The 17,588-nt window shown below is 66.3% G+C and carries 19 protein-coding genes and 1 pseudogene; 6 read left to right on the forward strand and 14 right to left on the reverse strand.

Annotated elements, in window-relative coordinates:
- Positions 1-17: 17 nt before the first annotated feature.
- From L1081_RS26795 to L1081_RS26820, 6 genes are all read right to left on the reverse strand, one after another.
- Complete coding sequence (locus L1081_RS26795; RefSeq protein WP_489417664.1) at positions 18-1,619, reverse strand: lactate permease LctP family transporter; 1,602 nt, start codon at positions 1,617-1,619, stop codon at positions 18-20.
- 92 nt (positions 1,620-1,711) lie between these two features.
- Positions 1,712-2,029, reverse strand: a complete 318-nt coding sequence (locus L1081_RS26800) for an NIPSNAP family protein (RefSeq protein WP_489417665.1) — start codon at positions 2,027-2,029, stop codon at positions 1,712-1,714.
- Between the two features lie 44 nt (positions 2,030-2,073).
- Entirely contained in the window at positions 2,074-3,051 is a 978-nt protein-coding gene (locus tag L1081_RS26805) for a tripartite tricarboxylate transporter substrate-binding protein (protein WP_489417666.1), read from the reverse strand.
- A 33-nt stretch (positions 3,052-3,084) separates the two neighbouring features.
- Positions 3,085-4,770: a thiamine pyrophosphate-dependent enzyme gene (locus tag L1081_RS26810; RefSeq protein WP_489417667.1), complete on the reverse strand. Its 1,686-nt coding sequence runs from the start codon at positions 4,768-4,770 to the stop codon at positions 3,085-3,087.
- A gap of 135 nt (positions 4,771-4,905) precedes the next feature.
- Positions 4,906-5,823, reverse strand: coding sequence for a helix-turn-helix domain-containing protein (locus tag L1081_RS26815; protein WP_489417668.1), 918 nt, complete (start codon positions 5,821-5,823; stop codon positions 4,906-4,908).
- A 122-nt stretch (positions 5,824-5,945) separates the two neighbouring features.
- Positions 5,946-6,476: a MarR family transcriptional regulator gene (locus L1081_RS26820; protein WP_489417669.1), complete on the reverse strand. Its 531-nt coding sequence runs from the start codon at positions 6,474-6,476 to the stop codon at positions 5,946-5,948.
- 110 nt (positions 6,477-6,586) lie between these two features.
- On the opposite strand from L1081_RS26820, the gene L1081_RS26825 reads away from it, so the two are divergent.
- Both L1081_RS26825 and L1081_RS26830 read left to right on the forward strand, forming a co-directional pair.
- On the forward strand, positions 6,587-7,387 hold the full coding sequence (locus tag L1081_RS26825) for an SDR family NAD(P)-dependent oxidoreductase (RefSeq protein WP_489417670.1): 801 nt from the start codon (positions 6,587-6,589) through the stop codon (positions 7,385-7,387).
- 24 nt (positions 7,388-7,411) lie between these two features.
- Positions 7,412-7,566 (forward strand): annotated as a pseudogene (locus L1081_RS26830) (alkene reductase); the annotation flags it as partial.
- Positions 7,567-7,608: 42 nt separating this feature from the next.
- On the opposite strand, the gene L1081_RS26835 reads toward L1081_RS26830, so the two are convergent.
- From L1081_RS26835 to L1081_RS26845, 3 genes are all read right to left on the reverse strand, one after another.
- On the reverse strand, positions 7,609-8,055 hold the full coding sequence (locus tag L1081_RS26835) for a hypothetical protein (RefSeq protein ID WP_489417671.1): 447 nt from the start codon (positions 8,053-8,055) through the stop codon (positions 7,609-7,611).
- Between the two features lie 117 nt (positions 8,056-8,172).
- A complete protein-coding gene (locus L1081_RS26840) occupies positions 8,173-8,634 on the reverse strand; it encodes a methyltransferase (protein ID WP_489417672.1) in 462 nt (153 codons plus the stop codon).
- A 107-nt stretch (positions 8,635-8,741) separates the two neighbouring features.
- Positions 8,742-9,635, reverse strand: a complete 894-nt coding sequence (locus tag L1081_RS26845; RefSeq protein ID WP_489417673.1) for an FAD-dependent oxidoreductase — start codon at positions 9,633-9,635, stop codon at positions 8,742-8,744.
- A 159-nt stretch (positions 9,636-9,794) separates the two neighbouring features.
- On the opposite strand from L1081_RS26845, the gene L1081_RS26850 reads away from it, so the two are divergent.
- A complete protein-coding gene (locus L1081_RS26850) occupies positions 9,795-10,373 on the forward strand; it encodes a TetR/AcrR family transcriptional regulator C-terminal domain-containing protein (RefSeq protein WP_489417674.1) in 579 nt (192 codons plus the stop codon).
- Between the two features lie 91 nt (positions 10,374-10,464).
- Here the strand turns inward: L1081_RS26850 and L1081_RS26855 are convergent, their stop codons facing one another.
- The 4 genes from L1081_RS26855 to L1081_RS26870 all read right to left on the reverse strand — a co-directional run bounded on the left by L1081_RS26855 (position 10,465) and on the right by L1081_RS26870 (position 12,240).
- Positions 10,465-10,764: a hypothetical protein gene (locus L1081_RS26855; protein ID WP_489417675.1), complete on the reverse strand. Its 300-nt coding sequence runs from the start codon at positions 10,762-10,764 to the stop codon at positions 10,465-10,467.
- The gene (locus L1081_RS26860) at positions 10,754-11,296 is read right to left on the reverse strand and encodes a 2'-5' RNA ligase family protein (RefSeq protein WP_489417676.1); all 543 of its coding nucleotides are present in this window, start codon (positions 11,294-11,296) and stop codon (positions 10,754-10,756) included. The genes L1081_RS26855 and L1081_RS26860 overlap by 11 nt, the downstream gene beginning before the upstream one ends.
- An 86-nt stretch (positions 11,297-11,382) precedes the next feature.
- Positions 11,383-11,784 carry a hypothetical protein gene (locus L1081_RS26865; protein WP_489417677.1) on the reverse strand — a complete coding sequence of 134 codons (402 nt, stop codon included), beginning with the start codon at positions 11,782-11,784 and terminating at the stop codon, positions 11,383-11,385.
- Between the two features lie 63 nt (positions 11,785-11,847).
- Positions 11,848-12,240 carry a VOC family protein gene (locus L1081_RS26870; protein WP_489417678.1) on the reverse strand — a complete coding sequence of 131 codons (393 nt, stop codon included), beginning with the start codon at positions 12,238-12,240 and terminating at the stop codon, positions 11,848-11,850.
- Positions 12,241-12,316: 76 nt separating this feature from the next.
- Here L1081_RS26870 and L1081_RS26875 point away from each other — a divergent pair, with 76 nt between their 5' ends.
- Positions 12,317-13,078 carry a response regulator gene (locus L1081_RS26875; RefSeq protein WP_489417679.1) on the forward strand — a complete coding sequence of 254 codons (762 nt, stop codon included), beginning with the start codon at positions 12,317-12,319 and terminating at the stop codon, positions 13,076-13,078.
- A 62-nt stretch (positions 13,079-13,140) separates the two neighbouring features.
- Here the strand turns inward: L1081_RS26875 and oxlT are convergent, their stop codons facing one another.
- Positions 13,141-14,493 carry an oxalate/formate MFS antiporter gene (gene oxlT / locus L1081_RS26880; RefSeq protein WP_489417680.1) on the reverse strand — a complete coding sequence of 451 codons (1,353 nt, stop codon included), beginning with the start codon at positions 14,491-14,493 and terminating at the stop codon, positions 13,141-13,143.
- 223 nt (positions 14,494-14,716) lie between these two features.
- Between oxlT and L1081_RS26885 the strand changes: the two genes are divergently transcribed.
- Together L1081_RS26885 and L1081_RS26890 are read left to right on the forward strand one after the other, a co-directional pair.
- Complete coding sequence (locus L1081_RS26885) at positions 14,717-16,537, forward strand: histidine kinase (protein WP_489417681.1); 1,821 nt, start codon at positions 14,717-14,719, stop codon at positions 16,535-16,537.
- A 201-nt stretch (positions 16,538-16,738) separates the two neighbouring features.
- Complete coding sequence (locus L1081_RS26890) at positions 16,739-17,173, forward strand: DUF4019 domain-containing protein (RefSeq protein WP_489417682.1); 435 nt, start codon at positions 16,739-16,741, stop codon at positions 17,171-17,173.
- Positions 17,174-17,588 lie beyond the last annotated feature (415 nt).

The following is a 17,588-nucleotide window of genomic DNA, read 5'->3' on the forward strand; positions in this document are numbered from 1 at the left end:
TCAGGAAGTGTGGGAATTCAGGGAAGCATCCAGGCCAGCGGGCCGGCCTGCAAGTAGACCAGCGTGGAAAGCCCCAGCAGCAACAGCAGGCTCCAGCCGATCACCTTGCGGAAGATCGCGCCCTCCTGCCCGATGATGCCGACCGCAGCCGCGCCAACAGCCAGGCTTTGCGGCGAGATCATCTTGCCGAGCACGCCGCCGGATGCATTGGCCGCGGCCAGCAATGCGGGGCGGATGCCGGTCTCATTGGCCGCGGCGACCTGCAGCGCACCGAACAGCGCGTTGGAGGAATTGTCCGACCCGGTCACGGCCACGCCGATCCAGCCGATCACCGGCGAGAGGAAGGCGAAGGCCGGACCGGTCTGCGCCATCCAGCGGCCGAGCGTGATCGTCTGGCCGGAGTAGTTCATCACGAAGGCCAGGGCCAGCACGCACAGCACGGTGGGAATGGCCCAGCGCAGCTGCCTGAGCGTGGTGCCATAGGTACGCACGGCCGCAGCGGGCTGCACGCGCAGCAACATCGCCGACAGCAGCCCTGCCACGAGAAGAAGCGTGCCGGTCGCCGACAGCGAATTGAGCGTGAAGACCGAGGACACGGGCTTGCCCGCCGCATTGACGATGTCCACCCCCGGCCACGGGAAGCGCAGGGTGCCTGCCGAAAGCCATTGCTGCACGCCCTTGATCTGCGCCAGGGAGAAGATGGCAATGATCAGGATGTAGGGTGCGTAGGCGATCCATACGGTGCGTGCGTCGTGCCGCGCCACCGCCAGCTGCGACGGCTCCACGTCTTCGATGCGCCCGGGTGGCACCGGCTGCCAGACGCGCAGGAACAGCATGAGCGCGCCGGCCGAGCCAAGGGCGCCGAACACGTCCGCCAGCTCGACAGAAATGTGGCTGGCGGCAATCCACTGCGCCGCGCCGAAGGCGAGGCCGGCAACCACGGCGGCGGGCCAGGTCTGGCGCAGGCCGCGCTTGCCGTCGAGCAGGCCCACGAGGATCAGCGGCACGAAGGCCGCCAGGATCGGCGTCTGGCGCCCCACGATGGCGCCCAGCAGGCCGAAGGGTTCGCCCGACACCTGCGCCAGCGTGACGATCGGCACCGCGAGCGCACCGAAGGCGACGGGCGCGGTGTTGGCCACCAGCGCCAGCACGGCGGCCTTCATCGGCTTGATGCCGATGGCCAGCAGCATGGCGCCCGAGATGGCGATGGGCGTTCCGGCGCCGGCCAGGGCTTCGATCAGCGCGCCGAAGTTGTAGGCGATGATGATCGACTGGATGCGCGGGTCGGGACTGATGCGCGCGAAGCTGTCCTTGAGCACCGCGAAATGGCCCGACTGCACGGTCAGGTTGTAGAGCCAGATCGCGTTCACGATGATCCACAGCACCGTCAGCACGCTGAAGGCCGCGCCGTAGAGCCCGACGTTGAGCGTCGCGGCCCACGGCATGCGGTAGGCGAACCCCGCCACCAGGACGCAGATGGCGAGCGAGACGAAGGCCGCGATGTGCGGCGCGACTCGCAGCCATCCCAGCATGACGAACATGGTGAGAAGCGGCAGCGCGGCCAGCGCCGACGACAGCAGCAGGGACCCGCCGACCGGGTCGTAGATCTGTTGATACAAGGGATGTCTCCAAGGGTGTTGTGGCGGCGCGGCCGTCTTTGCGGCCGTCTATGCGGCTGGCGGTGCTGCGCGTGCGCGCAGCGCAATCCATGTCAGGGTTTGAAGAAGGACGTCGGCACCATCAGCCTCGTCTCCTGGGAAACGAGGTAGGCGGCCGCCGCGCTTTTCTCGAGATAGCTGGCCCAGGCCGGGTCGCGCTGCATCGCGGCGCGCTTGTTCGCGCGATCCGCCGCGTCGGCGAAAACCCAGATGTGCGTGTAGCTGTTGACGTTGCCGGTCTCGGTCTGCAGATAGGCCAGCGGTTCGCCGAGGTGGCGGCGCTGGGTGTCGAAGCCGTGCTCGGCATACAGCGCCAGATGGCGCTTCAGGGTGCCGGGGCGGCAGGTGTAGGTGCGGACGTCGTAGAGCATGTGTTTCTTCCGTTTCTCTTGCGGTTCAGGGAGGGTTCTTTCATTCAGTCCACGGTCGCGCCGGAACGCTCGACCAGTGCGCCCCAGCGCTTCACTTCCTCTGCGACGAAGGGCTGGAAGGCTTCGTGCCTGTCGCCGATGGCGTCGGCGCCGAGTTCCTTCAGGCGTGCCTGTACGGCCGGATCGGCCACCGCCTGCGCGATCGAGGCGGACAGCCGGGCCACCACCGGCGCCGGCGTGCCGGCCGGCGCGAAGAGGCCGAACCACGAGCGCGCCTCCATCTGCGGATAGCCGGCTTCGGCGAAGGTCGGCACCTCGGGCAGGTTGGCGCGGCGGGCCTTGCCGGTCAGCGCCAGCGGCCGCAGCTTGCCGGCCTGCACCTGCGAGAGCACTTCGGGCAGGTTGGCGAACATCGCCTGCACCTGGCCGCCGATGAGGTCGGTCTGGGCCAGCGCGCCGCCCTTGTAGGGCACATGCAGCATGCGCGTGCCCACCAAGGTGTTGAACTGCTCGCCCGCCAGGTGCGCCGCGGTGCCGGTGCCGCCGGAAGCGAAGTTGAGCTTGTCGCCCTGCCCTTTCGCATAGGCCGCGAACTCGGCCGCGCTGCGTGCCGGCACGCCAGGGTTCACCACCAGCACCAGCGGCACCGACGCCAGGTTCGACAGCGCCGCAAAGTCCTTCGTCAGGCTGTAGTCGAGCTTGCGGTAGAGCGTCGCGTTGATCGCATGGCTCGACGTCGCCATCAGGATCGTGTAGCCGTCGGGCGCGGCGCGGGCCACGGCCACGGCGCCGATGTTTCCGTTGGCCCCGGCCTTGTTGTCGACCACGACGGGCTGGCCGAACTGGTCCGACATCTTCTGTCCCACCACGCGGGCGATCACGTCCGTTGCGCCGCCGGCGGCAAAGGGCACCACGATCCGGATCGGGCGTGCCGGGAACTCGGCCGGGCTCTGCGCCTGGGCCTGCACGAGCGCGCAGGCGCCCAGTGCCGCCAGGGCCGAAGCCCGCAGCAATTTGTTCATGTCTGTGTCTCCTCTTGGGTCGCGAAAGGTCGGTCAGGATGCGGCGCGCAGCGCCTTCTCGCGCAGCTCGCTCAGGGTGGCGCGCGGTGTCAGGATCTCGGGCTCGATCGCGAGCTCGATGAGCGCGCTGCCGCCGGCGCCGAGGGCGCGCTGCAGCGCGGGAGCGAAGTCGTCGCTGCGCTCCACCCGCTCGGCATGCAGGCCGAAGGATTGCGCATAGCGCACGAAGTCGGGGTTGCACAGGTCGGTGCCGATCGGCCGGCCCGGGTAGTTCACTTCCTGATGCATGCGGATCGTGCCGTACATGCCGTTGTTGAAGACGATGAAGACGATCGAGAGCGCATGGCGCCTGACGGTCGCGAGTTCCTGCGAGGTCATCAGGAAGCAGCCATCGCCCGCCAGGCAGACCACCTGGCGCGACGGATGCTGCAGCTTGGCGGCAATGGCGGCCGGAACCCCGTAGCCCATCGCGCCGCTGGTGGGCGCGAGCTGGGTGTTCGGCCGCGAGAACGGGTAGTAGCGGTGCGCCCACGCGCTGTAGTTGCCCGCGCCGTTGGTGAGAATGGCATCGGGCTCGAGCGTGTCGCGCAGCGTCTCGACGATGCGGGCCGGGTCAAGCCTGGCCTGGCGCACCGAGGGCGCAACATAGCGCTCGTAGGTGGCGCGCAGCTGGCCGAGCCATGCGCGCCGCGGCGCCAGGCCGGCCGGTGGCATCGCGGCGGCGGCCCGCGCGAACGGAACCGGGCTGCTCAGTATCTTGAGCGCAGGCTGGTACACGCGCCCGAGCTCCTCGGCACAGGGCAGCACGTGCACCAGCTGCTGGCGCGGCACCGGCACCTCGAGCAGCGTGTAGCCGCTCGTGACGATCTCGCCCAGCCGCGTTCCCACGGCGATCAGCAGGTCGGCCTCGCGCACCGCGCGGGCCAGCTCGGGATTGATGCCGATGCCGACCTCCCCCACGTACTGCGGATGGCGATTGTCGAAGAGGTCCTGCCGCCGGAAGGCGCAGGCCACCGGCAGCACGTTCTGCACGGCAAAGCGCTCGATCGCCTCGCGGCCTGGCGCATTCCAGCCTGGGCCGCCGAGCAGCAGCAGCGGCCGCTGCGCGACGGCAAGATGGTCGCGCAGGCGCAGCATCGCATCGGGCGCGGGGTGCGCCTGCGGCACCTCAACGCGCGGCACCACAGAGGGAAAGGCCGAGTCGGTCAGCATGTCTTCGGGCAGCGCGAGCACCACCGGGCCGGGGCGCCCGGACATCGCGACCGAATAGGCACGTGCCATGAATTCGGGAATGCGTGCGACGTCGTCGATCTGCGCCACCCACTTCACGAAGGGACCGAACATGCGCCGGTAGTCGATCTCCTGGAAGGCCTCGCGCTCGATCATGTCGCGTCCGACCTGGCCGATCAGCAGGATCATCGGCGTGGAGTCCTGGAAGGCAGTGTGCACGCCGATGCTCGCGTTGGTGGCACCGGGTCCGCGCGTGACCATGCAGATGCCGGGCCGGCCGGTGAGCTTGCCCTGGGCCTCGGCCATGAAGGCGGCCGCGCCCTCGTGGCGGCACACCACGACACGCACGGCTTCCTGCTGGGCATGCAGCGCGTTGAGCACGTCGAGGTAGCTCTCGCCCGGCACGCAGAACACGGTGTCGGCGCCTTGCGCGAGCAGCGCGTCGACAACCAGTTGGCCGCCGGTGCGCAGTTTGGGGGAATCGTTCATCGCCAGCCATCGGGCCGCCATCGCGGCGGCGGAGTTGAGATGGATGCACTTTAGGCAGCCGAGCGCCCGGGGCGGTAGGACGATTGCGAACTCGTCTTGTACTTTTCGACGGCCCGCACTAGGGGCTTACGCCAGCTAGCGAGGCGTGCCGTAGCGCTTCTTGAACTCGCCGGGTGTCAGCTGCGTGCGCTTCTTGAAGAAGCGGCTGAAGTAGGCGTGGTCTTCGAAGTGAAGATGGAACGCGATCTCGGCAACGCCCATGTCGGTGTTGCACAGCAGCCGCTTGGCCTCGAGCACGAGGCGCTCGTGAACCAGCTCGCCCGCGGTCTTGCCGAGCGTGCGCTTGACGGCGTCGTTGAGCTGGCGCTCCGTGACATGCAGCCGCTGCGCGTAGTCGCGCAGCGGGCCGAAGTCGAGGTAGTGCTGGTCGATCAGGAGCTTGAAGCGCTTGGTCAGCGAGTAGCTTTGCGGAGAGGCGCCGTCGGCGGCACGCGCCGGATAGAGCCGCCGCAGCCGGGTCAGCAGCACGAGCAGGTAGGAACGCACGATGTCCAGCCGCGCCTCTGCCCGCCCGAGCATCTCGTCTTCCATTTCGAGCAGCAGCGGTAGCAGTTCGTCATGCTGGGCCTGATCGAGGTAGAGCACGGGAGCATCCGAAGCAATGTGGAAGAACGGGTACTTCGCGATGTCGTCCGAGCGCGGGAACATCTGCACGAAGAACTCGGTGCTGAAATTGATGACGAAGCCCTTGGGCTGCACGGTCGAGGCCCAGGCGTGCAGCTGGCCGGGCGAGACGAAGAACACGGTGTTGGCGCGCGCCTCGAAGGTCTCGAAGTCCAGCAGATGCGTGCCCGCGGCCTCGCTCATCCACAGCAGGTGGTAGTAGTTGTGGCGGTGCGGGAAGCCGCGCGGGATGTCCGGGCGATCCTCGAGCCGCACGAGGTCGAAATGGAACGCACCGGCCTCGCCGCTGAAGTCGGAACTGTCGAAGACAGGGAAGTCAGCGGGGGGTGGCGTGTGCACGAGGGGCTTGCGATGGACGAACGAAGCCATCGATTATCGGACAGCGGTGCATGTCGCCATGCGGCACGAAGCGTATGGCACCCCGCTCAGCCGCCGGTCCTCTTGCGCGCATGCAACTCGTCGGACTCAGGCCCGCCCTGCGGGGCCGCCGATCAATCCTTCGACTTGTATGCCGCCAGGAACGCGTCGGAAGACACCTGATCGGCCAGGGCCCGGAGGCTCGCCGCCGAGGCAGGGCCCAACACGGCCTCCACGCGGTCGTTTGCCGCGGCCCAGCGCACCACCGCTTCCGACAGCCGAGCCCTGCCACGCGGAGTGAGCACGCCGTGCTTGGTGCGCCGGTCCTTGGCGTCCGCACGCAACTCGACGAAGCCGTCGCGCACCAGCGGCCTGAGCGCGTGGGTCAGCGCCGACAGCTGGATGGCGAGCCGGGCTGCCAGGTCCTGCAGCGTCGGTCCTTGCGGGGCGGTCACCATGAGCTTGTCTATTTCCGCGATCAGCGCGAGCTGCGTGGCCTTGAGGTCCAACGGCGCCAGCGCTTCGTCATACAGCTGGCCAAGCCGGCGGGCGGCAAGGCGCAGTGCCGTATTGGTGCAGACACGCCCGCCCAGCACGCCCTGTTCGTCCGCGGCGGGCTCGTGCAGGCTGTTTTTCGCGTCGACGGCTTTGGTGTTTATTCCCATGATCAAAAAATGGTTGAGTGCTGCACCAACGGCAGCCCGTGGCGGATCGCTTCTACATTTGAGCCCTCAACTTTTTTGGTTGAGCCCTCAATTTTATTGGAAAGCCATCCATGACACATCCCAGTTCCAGGAAAGTCGCTCTTGTCACCGGGGCTTCCTCCGGCATCGGCGCCGTCTATGCGGACCGCCTCGCTGCGCGCGGCTACGACCTCATTCTTGTCGCCCGCCGCGCCGACCGCCTCGAGGCCCTCTGCGCACAGGTCTCGAAGGCGCACGGCATCAAGGCCGAGCCGGTCACCGCCGACCTGACCCAGGACGAGGACCTGGCGCGCATCGAGACGATCCTGTCCACCCGCGCCGACCTGCGCGTGCTGGTGAACAACGCCGGCATTGCGCGGCTGGGACCGGTGGCCCAGAGGTCCGCAGGCGACGCGCTGTCGCAGATCGCCCTCAACGTCACGGCGCTGACGCGCCTGACCCAGGCGGTGGTGCCGGCCTTCATCGCCAGAAATGACGGGGTGATCATCAACATCGCTTCGGTGCTTGGCATCCATGCGCTGCCCATCAGCGCGGTCTACAGCGGCACCAAGGCCTTCGTACTGCAATACAGCCGGGGCCTGCAGGAAGAGCTGGCCGGCACCGGCGTGAAGGTTCAGCTGGTCCTGCCGGCCTCGACGGCCACCGAGATCTGGGACCTGTCGGGCGTTCCGCTGGCGGCCCTCAACAAGGACGCCTTGATGACCACCGAGCACATGGTCGATGCGGCGCTCGCGGGATGGGATCAGGGCGAAGCGGTCACGTGGCCGTCGGTCGCCGATGCAACGCTGTGGGAGAAGTACGAAGCGGCGCGCTCCGCATTGTTCGCCGCCACCCAGGTGGGAACGCCGGCCCCGCGCTACCGGGTCGCTTGAGCCCCTGCAAACCGAGGCCATTGCGCGAACCTGACGGCCATGGGCAGGGCTTTCTATCGCCAACCCCGACCTGTTCGACCGCATGCGCCAGGACGCGCCGCTGAACGCGCCTACTCCCGGAAACCTTCTACACGCCCGGCGCCAAGGGCTACACGGACTGTCCGACGCTAGTGGGCTAGGCATCGCAGGGATGCAAGCATGCCGGCGGCGTTGCCCATGGCTCAAGCGCTCCGGCTGAACAGCCGGAACGGCGAACTCAACAGACAGCCCAGCCAGAGCGACGCAAGTCCGTTGGAGGCGTTGTCGTGCCAGCCATGCTTGTCGTCCCACAGCAGCGCGTTATCTTCGATCTGCACGCGCCACTGCGCATCGGCAAGCACTTCGCGGCGAATTTGGTTGAGACACTCGATCCAGCGGCGGGCGCCCTTGTGCATGGCGAAGGGCTTGTTGTCGGGCAGGGCCGTCGCGCCCGAGAACACCTCTGCGCCGGTCAGCCGCGATGTCTCGTAGCGCGTGAAGCTCTCCCAGTTGAGGCCCTTGCCCGTGTGCGCGTAGCGCTCGACGTCGGCGATGACGTCGAAGGATTGCACGATCGCATCGATGCGCTGCGACTCGATGGGGGTCAGTGGCGTGTCCCGCTTCGCGGTGTAGTAGATGCTGAAGCCCATGGTGCGATGCCTGTGTGCCGGGTGGGGTCCGCGGCGAAGAGCGTTGGTCGGTGGATTCTGCCGCAGGCCATGGACCCAACTTGTTGGGTGCCGGGCACGATGCAGACCAGTTAGGCCTCATACCCATCTGCGTACCCGCTCTTTGTAAGCCTCGTATTCCGCCCCAAATAGAGACGCCAACACGCGTTCTTCCGGGATGATTTGGAACCGAGTGATGTAAAGCACGTACACGACAACCCACAGGGCAGCAAGCGGATTCGCCAGAAACACGGCCCACGCCAACAGGGTCAGCAAGAGCCCGACATACATGGGGTTGCGCGTATAGCGGTACACGCCCCGGATGACCAACGAGGACGCCAAGCTTGCCTTGATCGGGTTCACGGTGGTCTTGGCGCGCCGAAACGCAACCATTCCGGCGATGCTGATGCCTTGGCCGACGCACACCAAAGCGACGGCACAGAGCACGCGGGCCGGATAGGGAATCTGCACAAGGCCCGCGACGGCTGGCGTCAGCCACATGAGAAGCGCCAGGACAAGCGCCACGATGGGGGGAGGAACCTTCAGTTCAAGCACGCTCATATCACTCCATGACGATACCTGGCGCCCGGCATCACCCGCCGCGCACACAACGGGATGGCCCTTCTTGCGACGGCCCGCGGCGACCGGAGAAGGGAATCCCTATGCCCTCAAACCACCATCGATTGCTGGGCGAAGATACCCGCCATCGCGCCCTGCGACGATGCCTGGGTGACCGAGGGCAAGAAGGGCGTGGCGAGGTCGCCGGCGGCATAGATGCCGGGCATGCTGGTTTGGCGGCGCTCGTCGACCTTGAGGACGATGCCGGTAGGCGTATCCACCGTGGCGAGGCCCAGTGATTCATGCAGGCTTGCGGACGGCTTGTTGCGCGGATGGGCGAACAGGATGTCGACCGCGATATTGCGGCGGGTATCGAGATTGACGGTGGCGATATGGCCCTTGCGATGGGCGATCTCGACGATCCGGCCATCGACGACAGGCATGTTGCGGCGCGCCAGATCGGCCTGGATGTCGGGCGGAATGTCGTGACCATCGGCGAAAACAGTCAATTTGTCGGTCCAATGTTGGAACAGCCTGGCCTGATTGTGCGATTGCGGGCCGGACCAGACGAGGCCCCAATGTTGGCCGGCGACTTCAAAGCCGTCGCAATAGGGGCAGGGCACGATGGACGTGCCCCAGCTTTCGGCAAAGCCCGGAACATCGGGCATCTGGTCGGCGATGCCATAGCTCAGGATCACGCGGCGCGCCCCAAGGTTTTCGCCATCGCCAGTGAGGACGGAGAAATCGTCGATCGCGCCGGAGACGCTGTCGGCCCGGGCATTGACCAGCTTGATCGCGGGATAACGCGCCAGCTGCTGCCGCGCCTCGGCCAGGATGTCCAGCGGTGGCTTGTGATCGTGGCCGAGCAGGCCATGCGAGTGGCGGGCGTTGCGATTGCGCGGCAGGCCGGTATCGAGAACGGTGACCTTGCGGCGGGCACGGCCGAGCTGGAGGGCGGCGGCGAGGCCGGCAAAGCTGCCGCCGATGATGATGACGTCATTCATGGTGATGGGCTCCGTGTGGGTTGATTTGTTACTGGACTATCAAGTACAGTAATTTGCATCGGATATAGTAAACTGTCAAGTCCACTAAATCTGCCCATGGCCCACCCCCCAGCTCCCGCTCCCAAGCCCCGACGCGGGCGGCCGCGCGATCCCGAGCGCGTGCGTCGCATCCTGGAAGCGGCGCAAAGGCACTTCAACGAGCATGGCCTGGAGCGTGCCAGCGTGGATGCCATCGCCGCGGACGCCGGTGTGTCCAAGATGACCGTGTACAGCAACTTCGGCTCCAAGGAGAGGCTGTTCCAGGCGGTCGTGCGCGACAGGACGGCGCCGGTGGTGGCTGGTGTCCCGGGCGCCGGGGCGCTGGACCCGGACCAGCCGGAGAAGGCGCTGCTGGCGATCGGCGCCCGGTTTCTCGCATTGGTGCGGGGGGACGACGCCCTGGGCGCGTTGCGCTCTGTCTACGGCGTCGCGGGGGCGCAGCCGGAAGTCTGCCGTGCGTTCTACGAGGAAGGCCCGGAGCGTGCGAACGGCGAGCTGGCTGCATACCTGCGCCGTGCCCACTCGGCGGGCACGCTGAAGGTGCGGAACCCGCTTCAGGCAGCGGACCTGTTCCTGTCGATGTTCCTGGGCTCCGGGCACTTCCGCGGACTGCTGAAGCTCGAGTTGCCGGATTCCCGGGAAAACAGGGCTCTTCTGCGCGAGGCCGTACGGGTCTTCATGGCGGCCTACGGCGCGTAGGTACCCGATCTCTCGTGCGGCGCTTGGTTGGCTCGCACAACATGCCGATCCCGAATGTCGAGCCTGGTGTTCTCCTCAAGTGTCGTCCGCGCTATGGCGCAACGCCGGCCGCAATCCCGATCACTCCGAAGGAGAAGGCGAGAAAGCCTGCCAGCGCCCACCACATCTTGCGCCGAGCGGCATTTCCTTCTTCATTGAAGAACGAGCCCATGAGCAAGGATGGAACAAAGAATCTTCCCCACTCGCGATCGCTTCTGAAATTACGCATGACCTTCATCGTGTAGAAGCCGCAGAGGCAGATGCAGACAAAGGCGCCAGCCAGACACAAGGCGAACGCGAGAACGACCAGGTAGTGGCTTGGCATCTGAAACCGAGTGGCGTCAATCGTCACGGGCCAGGGTATCGGCCGGCGCCAGGTGGAAGACATGCAATTCTTCCCAACGACCTGTCGAGTTTTCGATCAGCACGACCGAGGTGCAATCCGCCTGGATGCCGCCAGATGCATCCAGCCGCTCCTGCAACTCGGCAGCGGCTGCATCGGCCTCGGATGGGTTTCCATGGGCAACGGTCAGGTGCGGAATCACGCCTTGGTGCTCCCCTGCGTACGGCTGGAAATCTGGAAAGACATCCACGAGCGCCTTGGTCATGGCGATGAACGGCTCGGGCGGTTCCGGTGCGAGATACGCGGTCGCCGGGAAACGCGCCACCCTGTCCAGCGAAAAGGAAAAGGCGGCGACTCGATTCAACGCGTGTTGCGCCCGGTCCAGTACGGCAGGCGTGATGTGCTGAGGGTCCATGAACGGCACAAGCACAGTGATGTGCGCTGGCACGCCTAGCTTCGTCGTCGCGTCGAAGCGCTGCCGAAGGTCGCCGACCCACGGCTCGGCCGAGGGCACTTTGACAGCAAACGCGGATATCGCCATGGGCCACATGATATTCAACAGGCGGTGAGCCGAAAGGTCCGCTACAAGCCGGCGGTCGCAGGCCGCGACCGCCGCAGCTTCGAGTTCTAAACCGTCTCCAACGATGCTTCGAAGCGGTCGTAAGTGACGGCCTTGTCACCAAACTTCAATTCGAGCGCGATGCGAATCAGCGCGGGATAGGCGAACCAGTACTGACGGCGGAGGGCATCACTCACAAACCGATCACCCAGTTCTGAGCGGTAGTAGCGTTCATGCCATGCATCGAGCGGTTCACTGTCGATTCGCAGGAGCCGCTTTCGATGATGAGTCATGAGCGCCACGAACTGGCCTCGTGTCCTGATGTTGAATCTTGCGAGTTCAGGCAAGAGTTCTTCAAACGAGGCCTCTCCATAGTCGTTTTTTCTGGGGAAAATCTTCCTCATCAAAGACTGGAGGAGAGCCGGCGTGAGCGACTCGGCGGCGCGGAGTTTTCGTGCAGAAATCGGCATTTCTATTCGTCAATCCTTTGCGTCGAGTCGCCCTTTTATGCCCTTGTGCCACCGCAAGCCAGTTCAGCTCCCCACCCTCGATGCAAGGTCCTGGCCAATCATGAGTCGGTGTCCGTCAGGCGTCGCGACCGAGAACTCGCGCATGCCATGCGGCTTGTCTGCCGGCGCCTGCTTTATCAACGCGCCGCGCCGGACGAATTCCTCATGGAGCGCATCGACGTCATCCACATGCAGATAACCGAAGTAGCTGTGGTCGCCCGTCGCAGACGGCGGCAGGGCGTCCGGACAATGGCCCATCATGATGCGCACATCTCCTCGCGAAAGAAGCTGCCATCCGGTCCCTTCCGGCCACTGCGCCTCGAAGCCCAGGGCGTCCCTGAAATAGGCGGTGTTTCGCTCGAGGTCCGGGACAGCGAGCACGAACGAAAACGGACGCAGCTGGTTGGCATGTGACATCGGATTTCCTTTTGTGCAGCGGTCGACACGGCAAATTGTGACGGGCCGGAGCCCTCGGGGCACAATCGTCCCTGCCATGAGCACCATTGCCGAACCGTCATCCTCTTCTTCGCATGCCGCGCCCAAAATCCGCGTGCTGATTGCCGACGATCAGGCACTGATCCGCCGCGGCATGGCCATGCTGCTGGACGCCGCGCCGGACATCGAGGTGCTCGGCCAGGCGGCCGACGGCGTGGAAGCCGTGGAGCTCGCCCGCCGCCTGCTGCCCGACGTGGTGCTGATGGATCTGCACATGCCGCGCAAGGGCGGCGTGCTCGCGACGCGCGAGATCTCGGCCGCCTTGCCGCACACGCGCGTGATGGTGCTGACCACCTTCGACCGCGACGACCTGGTGTTCGACGCGGTGCGTGCCGGCGCGCAGGCCTATCTGCTCAAGGACGCTTCGGAAGAAGAGGTGCTGGACACCGTGCGGGCCGTGCATCGCGGCGAATCACGGCTGACGCCGCAGATCGCGCGCAAGGTGATGGACCAGTTCCGGCTGCTGGCCGATCGCGTCGCGCAAGAGCCGCCCTCCCCGCCGGCGCCAGATCCCCGCGCCGCAACACAGGCCGCCGCGCCCGGCGAGCCATTGCCGTCCGATTCGACGACGGCGACCAAACCGCTGACAGAACGCGAGGCCGCCGTGCTCGAACTGATCGCCAAGGGCTATGGCAATCGCCAGATCGCCACGGCGCTCAACCTGGCCGAGGGAACGGCAAAGAACCACGTGAGCCGGATCATGCAGAAGCTTCACGCGAACACCCGAACCGAACTGGCAGTGCTGGTGCTCAAGAAATAGGGGCGCACCCGGTGGCCCGGCAAAGCCGGTTCCACGGGTGCGCTGGAATGGGCAGCGGGGTGTCAGGCCGTGCGGCCTGCGGCCGACAAGCCGCCGGGCATTGCGAGATCGGGCGCTTGCGAAGGCGCATGCGATGCGGCGGCATTGCTGGCGGTGTGCCTTGCGAGCATCGGCCGCAGCGCGACGATGGCCAGGAAGGCGGCGAACAGGTCGAGCGCTGCGACTGTGTAGAGCACGGTCGACCAGGTGCCGGTGGCTTCCATCATCAGGTTGCCGAGCGGCACGAACAGCGCGCCGATGCCCTTGGCGCAGTACAGCACGCCATAGATCTTGCCGATGTGCTTGGTGCCGAAGGCGTCGCCCGCGAGCGCCGAGAACAGCGAATACACCTCGCCCCAGGCCAGGAAGACCACGCCCGACAGGATCAGGAAGGCCCACGGGTTGTGGCCGAAGTAGCCCAGCGCGATGATGCCGATGCCCTCCAGCGTGAAGGCGATCACCATCGTCTTCTCGCGGCCGATGTGGTCGGAGATCCAGCCGAACAGCGGGCGCGAGATGCCATTCATGACACGGTCGAGCATCAGCGCGAGCGGCAGCGCGGCCATGGTGACGAAGTACAGGTCCACCTTGAAGTTCTTCACGCCCAGGTCCTGTGCGATCACGCCCAGTTGCGCCACGGCCATCATGCCGCCGGTGACCACGCAGGAGAACATCAGGATCATCAGCCAGAACAGCGGCGTGCGAAGCGCCTCGCCCAGCGTGTAGTCGCGCCGGCTCTGCACCAGCTTGGTCGAGCCCCGCACTTCGTCGCCCTTGGGCGCGCGCAGGAACCAGGCCGCAATGAAGGCCAGCGAGCCCTGCAGCAGGCCGAAGAACAGGAAGGCCTGCTGAAAGCCGGAGCCTTCGATCATCGCGGCGATCGGCAGGATGGTGGCGGCCGAGCCGGCGCCGTAGCCGCCAGCCGTCAGGCCCACCGCCAGGCCGCGCCGGTCGGGAAACCACTTGAGGGCGTTGTTGATGCAGGTCGCGTAGATCGAACCCACGCCGATGCCGCCGATGGCCGCGCCGATGTAGAAGCCCATCAGTGTCGTGGCCTGCGAGTTGACGACCCAGGCCGCGCCGATGAACAGCGCGCCGAAGGCCACGATCAGGCGCGGACCGAACTTGTCGATGAAGTAGCCTTCGATCGGCGCCAGCCAGGTCTGCACCAGCACGAAGATGGTGAAGGCAATCTGGATCGATGCGCGCTCCCAGCCGAACTTGCCCTGGATCTCCGGCACGAACAGGGTCCACGCGTACTGGATGTTGGCCGTGGCAATCATGCAGACGATGCCGACGGCCAGTTGCAGCCAGCGGTTGTCGAACAGGCGTGGTGGCGCGCCGGATGCGATCTGTGTCAGGGAAGTGGGGTTCATTCGTTGGGTCTCCATTCGTTGTCGCGCCGATCGCGTCGCGGCACGTTGAGGGTTGGGATTCAGTCGCGCTGCGGGCACGGATCGCGATGGGTGCAACTGTTGCCGCAAACCGCCGCCGGCGCGCCTGCCGGAAGTCACGCGGCAGATCGAGACAAACCCCGAGTACTCAGGGGAAGTACCCGTGCCGAAAGTCACGGCCGCCGTTTGCGAGAATCCGCAGCCAATGAACCTCGCACGTCGCATCGACCCACGGCGCTCCATGGCTGCCGCGATCGGCTGGCTGCTGATTGCGCTCACGCTGTGCCTGGCGCTTGTGGCCAACCTGTGGCTGCGCAGCTTCGTGCGTGCGACGCTGCTCGAACAGCACGGCCAGCGCCTGGAAGCCGCGGCCGAGCATGTCAATGCCGAGCTCGACACCGCGCTGCTGCTGCGCCTGCAGGCCGTCAGCGTGGTGGCGGCCATGCTGTCCGAGGACGTGCAGCACAGCGAAGGCGCACGCCTGAAGCGGTCGCTCGAGGCGGTGCGCCGCGGCGTGCCGGACCTCATCTGGCTGGCGGTGACCGACGCCGACGGCTTCATCGTCGCCGCGACCGACGAGCAGGTGGTCGGCCAGAACGTCAATCAGCATGCGTGGATCTCGCAAGGCCTGGACGCCGCGTGGATCGAGGAAGGCCGCTCACCGAACGAGCGCTTCCTGAAGCTCACCGCGCCGGTGCGCAACGCGGACGGCGCGATCATCGGCGTGGTCGCCGCGAACCTTCGCTGGAACTGGGTGCAGAAGATGATGGCCGAGATCCGCGCCTCGCCGGGCGAATGGCTGCTGATCGACCGCGACGGCATCGTGCGCCACGGACCGAGCGCGCTCCTGGGGCAGCGCTGGCAGGATGCCGGCGATCCCATAACGCCCTTCGATCCCGTGGTCGCAGGCCTGGGCAACGACGGATCCGATCTGCCCACGCGCATCCGGACTAGGCGGCTGCTGGACAACCGGCCCTACTTGATCGCGACCCCGCCCAATGCCCGCGACGGCACGCTGCGCCGGCTCGGCTGGCAGGCCGTGGTGATCCAGCCGGTCGAATCGGTCGCGGCGTTTGCGACTGCCATCGAATGGCGCATCTCGATCGTGCTGAGCCTGCTGGGCCTGGCCGCCGCGATTGCGGGCATCGTCATGGCGCGCCGCCTCACGCGCCGTGTGAGCGTGATCGCCCATTCGGCGGACGCGGTGCTGGCCGGCAACGCCACGCGCATCGAGGTGCCGCAAGGCGCCGACGAAGCCGCGCGGCTGGGCAGCGCACTCGACCGGCTGCTGGACACGCTGCGGCGCGAACGCGACGAGTTGCGCCGGCTCAATGCCGAGCTGGACGAACGCGTGCGGCAGCGCACCGAAGAGATCAATCGGCTCGCGCAGGAATCGCGCGATGCCGCGGTGGTGCGCGAGCGGCTGCGGCTCGCGCGCGGGCTGCACGACACGCTGGCGCATTCCATGATGGCAATGCTCACCGAAATCCGCGTGCTAAAGCACCTCGCATCGAACCGGCCCGATGCGCTGCCGGACGAGCTGGTGCGAGCCGAGCGGGCAGCGCGCGACGGGCTGGACGAGGCACGCCGCGCGATCGACCAGTTGCGCAGCAACCCGGTGCGCGACATCGGGCTGGGGGCGGCGCTGGCCGAGCTGGCCAAGAGCCTGGGCGAGCGCTCCGGCATCGAGCTCGACTGCCGGATCGACCCTGCCTTGTCCGCCCTCGCGGCCGAGCCCGCCGAAACCGTGTTCCACATGTGCGAGGAAGTGCTGCGCAACGTCGAACGCCACGCGGGCGCGGCACGGCTGCTGATCCGCCTGCAGCGCATGGGGAGCGAAGGCATCGAACTGGAGATCGCGGACGACGGCATCGGCTTCGAGCCGAGTGCAGGCGCCGCGGGGCACTACGGGCTCGTGGGGCTGCGGGAGCAGGCCGACGCGATCGGCGCCCAGCTGCGCATCGACAGCCGCAGCGGCGAAGGCACCCGCGTGTCGCTGCGCTGGACGCAGGCGGGCGCAGCCTGAGCCGGGCTCCGCAAAAGACTCGCCCTTCAATGGCAATGGAAAGATCGGTCGGCTCCATTAATTGCCTGTCATCGTGCAATCGCAGGGCGGCATCTGCATTGCGCCTCAATCCTGAGTGCTATAAACGAATGGCACCATGAAAGTGCCACATGAAAATCGGCATACTTACATATTGAAATCAATATCACTCCCGGACCTGACATGACCTCAAAAAGCAAACTGCTGCTCGGCACCGCATTCCTGGCGGGTTGGATGAGCGTGGCCTCGGCCCAAGACGCCGACCCGACGAACATGGTTCGCGGCGGCCTGCAGGCCATCCAATTGGTGGACCAGGGCAAGATCGGCGAGCTCTGGGACGGCTCGGGCCCCGCCACCAAAAAGCGGGTCGCACGTCCCGAGTTCGTTCGCCAGGTCGAGGCGTCGCGGTCGCCGCTCGGTGCGGCGCAGCAGCGCACGTGGGTTTCGGTCAATCGCCAGTTGGTTGCAAACGAAGATCCCGATGTGGCCGGTCAATACATCAACGTCGAATACGAAACCCGTTTTGCCAACGCCAGCAACCGGGTGGTGCGCGAGATGACGAGTTTTCGCCTCGACGCCAGCGGCACGTGGCGCCTGAGCGGCTACGTGCTGCGCTAGGCCGGCCCCTTCGATGCGCCGCGATTCCCGCGGCGCATCTCCCTCGCGAACGCCCCATGGCGGCAGGCATTCGCAGCAAACGCCCCCTCCTCCCTTCATCGGCCGCCGCACCGCCTCCTGAGCCCGGGCTGTAGCCATTGGCGACAGCCCGCACCGAGGCACTTCGCGAGCCCGGTCAGCCGCAGTTCGCCATCTTCTGCGGCCCTTCCCCTGCTTCCCCGAGGCCTGCTCCTCCAAAGCGAGGTTGGGCCGATTCGGTGCCGTCCGATTGGGGCGTTCCAATTCAGTGCGCTACCGCCGGATAGCAATTGATATGAATTTTCAATCAGCTCCCACGGAAATCAGTAGCAACAAACCAAACATATAAAAACTTAGTATTACTATTTGTATTTTGTGCGCAATAGATATTTCCAAA

This window comes from Variovorax sp. MSC1_012, assembly GCF_023667525.1.
Taxonomy (GTDB): Bacteria; Pseudomonadota; Gammaproteobacteria; order Burkholderiales; family Burkholderiaceae_C; genus Variovorax; species Variovorax beijingensis_B.